At 74.5% G+C, this 6,130-nt stretch carries 4 protein-coding genes; 3 read left to right on the top strand and 1 reads right to left on the bottom strand.

Annotation, left to right across the window (positions count from 1 at the left end):
* The first annotated feature begins 86 nt into the window (after nucleotides 1–86).
* The 3 genes from KVF89_RS05165 to KVF89_RS05155 all read left to right on the top strand — a co-directional run bounded on the left by KVF89_RS05165 (nucleotide 87) and on the right by KVF89_RS05155 (nucleotide 5,592).
* Entirely contained in the window at nucleotides 87–3,050 is a 2,964-nt protein-coding gene (locus KVF89_RS05165; RefSeq protein ID WP_257423963.1) for a UvrD-helicase domain-containing protein, read from the top strand.
* Entirely contained in the window at nucleotides 3,047–4,864 is a 1,818-nt protein-coding gene (recD, locus tag KVF89_RS05160) for an exodeoxyribonuclease V subunit alpha (RefSeq protein WP_257423962.1), read from the top strand. The genes KVF89_RS05165 and recD overlap by 4 nt, the downstream gene beginning before the upstream one ends.
* A 128-nt stretch (nucleotides 4,865–4,992) precedes the next feature.
* Nucleotides 4,993–5,592 carry an ACT domain-containing protein gene (locus KVF89_RS05155; protein ID WP_443689994.1) on the top strand — a complete coding sequence of 200 codons (600 nt, stop codon included), beginning with the start codon at nucleotides 4,993–4,995 and terminating at the stop codon, nucleotides 5,590–5,592.
* Nucleotides 5,593–5,673: 81 nt separating this feature from the next.
* On the opposite strand, the gene KVF89_RS05150 is transcribed toward KVF89_RS05155, so the two are convergent.
* A complete protein-coding gene (locus tag KVF89_RS05150) occupies nucleotides 5,674–6,120 on the bottom strand; it encodes a nitroreductase family deazaflavin-dependent oxidoreductase (RefSeq protein ID WP_257423958.1) in 447 nt (148 codons plus the stop codon).
* Nucleotides 6,121–6,130: the final 10 nt, after the last annotated feature.

Below are 6,130 nucleotides of genomic sequence, written 5' to 3'. Positions count from 1 at the left end.
GGCGGGGCGCGCCCCCCCCCCCCTCCGCCCCCCCCGCAAACACCCCCCCCACCCCCCAGTCGGGCGCGGGGGGGCGGGAGGCGCCGGTGGTCCCCGGCCACCCCGACGCCCGGGCCCGGCTCGTCGAGAACCTCGACGACCTGCTGGTCGAGGTGGTCGACGACCTCTACCTCCGGGCGTTCGCCCAGCTCCCGGACGGCACCCGCCCCACCTTCACGCACACCGAGGCCCTCGCCATCGCGCGGACGGTCGTGGGCGACCCCCAGGCCGACCTCGAGCCCGCCGGCCTGCCGCGCGACGATCCCGCCGGACGCAAGGTCGCCTTCGGTGCCGCGGTCCGCGGCGAGCTGGACCGGCGCAAGCGCCGCCTCGGCGTGCTGTCCTACGACGACCTGCTCCGCCAGCTCGCCGACGCGCTCGAGCCCTCCGAGTCACCCGCCCGGGCGCGGATGCGGGCGCGCTGGCGGATCGTGCTGGTCGACGAGTTCCAGGACACCGACCCGGTGCAGTGGCAGGTCTTCGACCGCGCGTTCACCGGCCACGCGACCATGGTGCTCATCGGCGATCCCAAGCAGGCGATCTACGCCTTCCGCGGGGGTGACGTGACGACGTACCTCACCGCGGCCGACACCGCCACCACCCGCCAGACCCTGGCCGTCAACCGGCGCAGCGACGCGGGACTGACCGACGGCCTCGGCCACCTCCTCGGCGGTGCCGAGCTCGGCGACCCCCGGATCGTGGTCCATGACGTGCGGGCCCACCACCAGCGGTCCCGCCTGGCCGGGGCGCCGCGCCCGGCGCCGTTCCGGATGCGGGTCGTGCGCCGCGAGACCTTCCGCAAGCGCGGCACCACCACTCTGCCGATCGCGAAGGTCCGGGCCCACATCGCTCGCGACCTCGCCCACGACATCCGCGCGCTGATCACCAGCGACGCCACCTTCGACGGCCGGCCGCTGCGGCCCAACGACGTGGCCGTCATCTGCTACCGCCACGCGGACCTGGCGGCCGCCCGTGCCGCGCTGCAGGAGGTCGGCGTCGCCGCCGTGATCGCCGGTGGCGGCAGCGTCTTCGCGACCCCGGCCGCCGTCGAGTGGCTGTCACTGCTGGAGGCACTGGAGCAGCCGCATCGCACCGCCCGGGTGCGGGCCGCGGCCCTCACCTGCTTCCTCGGGTACGACGCCGTGACCCTCGATGCCGGCGGCGACGAGCTGAGCGACGATCTCGGCGACCGGCTGCGGTCGTGGTCCGAGGCGCTGGGCCGGCGCGGGGTCGCCGCCGTCGTCGAGGCCGCCATGTCCGGCGGCATGCCCGCGCGGCTCCTCGGCCAGGTCGGCGGCGAGCGCACCCTCACCGACATCCGGCACATCGGCGAGGTCCTCCACGAGGCGGCGCTGCGCGAGCAGATGGGCGCCGTCGCGCTGCTGGCCTGGCTGCGCCAGCAGGTGCTCGAGGCACGCGAGGGCCGGGGCGCCGAGCGCACCCGCCGCCTCGACTCCGACGCCGCCGCCGTGCAGCTGGTGACGATCCACGCCAGCAAGGGCCTGCAGTATCCCGTCGTCTACCTGCCCTCGCTCGCCGACCGCTGGGTCGGCAAGCCCGACAAGCCGCTGTTCCACGACGCCGACGGCCGACGCTGCCTCGACGTCGGCGGCTCCGGTCCCGACTGGGCCGACCATGTGCGCCGCTGGACCGACGAGGAGAACGGCGAGTGGCTGCGGCTGCTCTACGTCGCCCTCACCCGCGCGCAGAGCCAGGTCGTCACCTGGTGGGCGCCGACCCGCAACGCCGAGGCCTCACCGCTGCACCGGCTGCTGATGCGGCAGCCCGCCGCCGACGGCTCGAGGCTGCGCGGGGACGTGCCGGTCGGCCCGCCCGTGCCCGACGAGGACGCCGCGACCGCGCTGTTCGCGACCTGGCGTGACCGGGGGGCGTTCGTGCCCGAGGTGGCCGAGCCGGCGGCTGCGCTGCCCTCCGTGCCGGTCGACCCGCCGGCCGCGCTCGACGCCCGCGCGTTCACGCGCACCGTCGACACCGGGTGGCGGCGCACGTCCTACTCGGCGCTGAGCCATCTCGACCTCGCCGCGCCGGCCCCCGGCGTCGGCAGCGAGCCCGAGGTGGCGCCCAAGGACGACGAGGCCGAGATCGCGGTCGCCACGGCCGCGCCCGACGACCCGGCGTTCGCCGTACCCTCCCCGATGGCGGGCCTCCCGGTCGGCACGACCTTCGGCTCGCTCGTCCACGCGGTGCTGGAGCACGCCGACCCGGCGGTGCCCGACCTGCGCACCGAGCTGCTCGGTCACATTGACGAGCAGCTGTCCTGGTGGCCGGTGCCGCTCGATCCCGAGGAGCTGGCCGACGCCCTCGTCGCCGTGCTCGACACGCCGCTCGGGCCGCTCATGGACGACACCACCCTGCGCCGGGTCGGCACCGTCGACCGGCTCGCCGAGCTCGACTTCGAGCTGCCGCTCGCCGGGGGCGACCATCCGTCGTCGGCCTCGGACGACGTGCTGCTCGGCGACATCGCCGGGCTGTTGCGCACCCACCTGCCCGAGGGCGACCCGGTCCGTGCGTACGCCGACGCGCTCGACAACCCGCTGCTCGGCGACCAGGTGCTGCGCGGCTACCTCACGGGGTCGATCGACGTCGTGCTCCGGCTGCGGCCGTCGGCAGGTGACGGACGCGACCGCGGCGAGCCGCGGTACGTCGTCATCGACTACAAGACCAACTGGCTCGGGCCGACCGACGAGCCGCTCACCGCCGGGGCCTACCGGCCGGCCGCGCTCGACGACGCGATGGGGCACTCCGACTATCCGCTCCAGGCCCTGCTGTACGCCGTCGTGCTGCACCGGTTCCTGCGCTGGCGCCAGCCCGGCTACGACCCCGCCCGCCACTTCGGCGGCGTGGCCTACCTCTACCTGCGCGGCATGTGCGGACCCGACACCCCGCGCCCCGACGGCCCGGCGGGGAACCCGTGCGGGATCTTCACCTGGCAGCCGCCGGTCGACCTGGTCGTCGCGCTGTCCGACCTGCTCGAGGGGCGACGGCCGTGACGGAGATCTTCGAGCCCACCTCGGCCCACGACCCACGCCTCGCCCGTCGCGTCACCGGGCTGCTCGGGGCCTTCAACGTGGCGGGAGTCGTGGACGCCGCCGACGTACGGGTCGCCGAGCGGGTCGCCGCCCTGGCGGGGGAGGACGACGAGCGGGTGCTGCTCGCCGCCGCGCTCGCGGTCCGATCGGTCCGCGGCGGATCGGTCGGACTCGACCTCGGCGCCCTGCCCGAGCTGCCCGCCCTCGGCGAGCTGCCCGGGCTGCCCGGTCTGCCCGAGCTCGCGTGGCCGGAGCGCGCCGACTGGATGGCCGCGATCGGGGCGTCCGCCCTGGTCGCGTCCGAGGTGCTGCACGTCGAGCACGACCTGGTCTACCTCGACCGCTACCACCGACTCGAGCGGCAGGTCGCCGGCGACCTCGTCGCCCGGATCGAGCTCGGTCCGCCCGCGATCGACCCGGGCGTCCTGGCCGCGACGCTGCGGCGGGTGAGCGGCGACCACCTCAGCGCGGAGCAGGCCGCCGCCGTGGAGCATGCCGCCCGGCACCGCACGACCGTCCTCACCGGCGGCCCGGGCACGGGCAAGACGACCACGGTCGCGCGCCTCGTGCTGGCGTTGGCCGACCAGTTCGCGGCGGCCCACGAGCGGCGGATGTCGATCGCCCTGGCCGCGCCGACCGGCAAGGCGGCGACCCGGTTGCAGGAGGCGGTGACGGCGGAGCTGGGCGCCCTGGGGGCGCTCGGCGACGCCGACCACCAGATCGCGGCGCCGCAGGCGATGACCCTCCACCGCCTGCTCGGCTGGCGTCCCGACAACGCCACCCGCTTCCGCCACGACCGCGGCAACCGGCTCAAGTACGACCTGGTCGTCGTCGACGAGGCCTCGATGGTCGACCTGACCATGACGGCCCGGCTGCTCGAGGCGGTCCGTCCCGAGAGCCGGCTGGTGCTCGTCGGCGACCCGCGTCAGCTGACCTCGGTCGGTGCCGGGGCGGTGCTGTCCGACCTGGTCGCCGGGTTCGCGGCCGACCCCGACTCCCCGGTCGTCGCGCTGACCGAGAACCACCGCTCCACCGAGGAGATCAAGGACCTCGCCGCGGCCCTGCGCGACGACTCGGCGGACCTCGACGCCACCGCCGACCGGGTCCTCGACGTCCTGCGCGCCGGCACCGGCGAGGTCACCTGGGTCGAGACCGACGACCCGATCGGCGCGCTCCAGGCCGAGTGCACCGCCGCCGCCGTCCGGATCCGCGAGGCGGCGCTCACCGCCGGACCCGAGGCCGCTCTGGCCGAGATCGAGGGCTTCCGGCTGCTCTGCGCCCACCGCGACGGCCCCTACGGCGTCCGGGTCTGGAACCGGTACGTCGAGCAGTGGCTCGCCGCCGAGATCGGCGCGCCGCTCGGGTCGGCCTGGTACGCCGGCCGCCCGCTCCTGGTCACCAGCAACGACTACGCCCTCGACGTCTACAACGGCGAGACCGGTGTCGTGGTGACCGACCCCGTGGGCCGGCCCCGCGCCTGGATCGCGGGCGCGGGCGCCCCGCGCCCCTTCGCGCCCGCCCGGCTCGACGCGATCGAGACCATGCACGCGATGACCATCCACAAGAGCCAGGGCAGCCAGGCCACCCGGATCGCCGTCCTCCTGCCCGAGGAGGGCTCGCGACTGCTCAGCCGCGAGCTCTTCTACACCGCTGTCACCCGTGCCCGCGAGAGCCTGCTCGTCGTCGGCTCGGAGGCCGCCGTACGCGCTGCGGTGACGACGACCGCCCAGCGCGCCACCGGCCTGCGCCACCGCCTCGGCCCACGCGCCGTGTGACGAGGTGCGGTCGATCCCGGACGGTGGCAGCGGCGTCGGTGCGAGGTCCCGGTTCGGGTCCGAGCCCAACCGGTGGGCCCGCAATCACGTCGAAACCTGGCCGGGTTAGTGTCGAGACCATGCCGTACCTGCTGCGCGTGCAGCTGCCCGACGTCCCCGGTTCGCTGGGTCGGGTCGCGACCGCCATCGGTATGGCGGGCGGTGACATCGAGGCGATCGAGATCGTCGAGAAGCGCGACGACGGCACGGCGGTCGACGACGTCCTGCTCGAGCTCGACCAGGGGATGATGCCGGACTCGGTCGTCTCGGCGTGCAACATGCTCGAGGACGTCGAGGTGCTCTGGATCAGCCGCTACCCCGCCGGCGGCAACCTGACGATGGACCTGGAGGCGGTCGAGGAGCTGACCGCATCCCCCGACGACGCCTTCGACAAGCTGATCGACCTGCTGCCGGCGACCTTCCGGGTCGACTGGGCTGCGCGGGTCCACCGGGCGAAGGGTGTCGTCTACGGCACCAGTGCCGCACCCGACGAGCTCGAGTTCATCGAGATCGAGACCCCGACCCGGCTCGAGGTCCCCGAGGACGAGATCACCATCTTCGCCGCGGCCCGCCTCGACGGCAACGAGATCGTCGTGATCGGCCGCCGTGGCGGCCCGGAGTTCGCGGACTCCGAGATCCTGCGCCTCGGCCACCTGTGCGGCCTCGCGGTCACGATCGCCACGTCCTGAGGTGTGACCTTCACCGGGCGGTGAAACCCACGCGGGGACGAAGGAGCCTCCTCGCCCCAGCGTGAGCTTCGTGGTCCAGGCTCAGGCGTCGGCCGGCTCCAGCAGGAAGACGGGGATCTCGCGGTCCGTCTTCGTCTGGTACGACGCATAGGTCGGCCAGGTCGCGACGGCGTGGTCCCACCACTCCTGGCGCTCCTCGCCCTCGGCGACGCGCACCGTGTAGGACCTCGGCTCCGGGCCGTCCTGGAGGTCGACCACCGGATGCGCCACGAAGTTGGCGTACCAGCTCGGGTTCTCGGGGGCGCCGCCCTTGGACGCGATCGCGGCGTACACGCCGTCCTTCTCGACCCGCATGACCGGGTTCTTGCGCAGCTTCCCGGACTGCGCGCCGACCGACGTGATCACCACGATCGGGTCCTTGCCGCCCTGCAGCGTGTTCGCCTCACGACCGCCGGACGCCTCGTACGCCGCGACCTGGTCGCGGACCCACTGCTGACTGCTCGGCTCGTACTCACCTTGAAGTGTCATGCCTCCACAA

Origin of the sequence: Nocardioides carbamazepini (genome assembly GCF_024614185.1) — a bacterium.
In the GTDB taxonomy this organism is placed as follows: Bacteria; Actinomycetota; Actinomycetes; order Propionibacteriales; family Nocardioidaceae; genus Nocardioides; species Nocardioides carbamazepini.
This window is presented reverse-complemented; position numbering and strand designations above follow the sequence as displayed.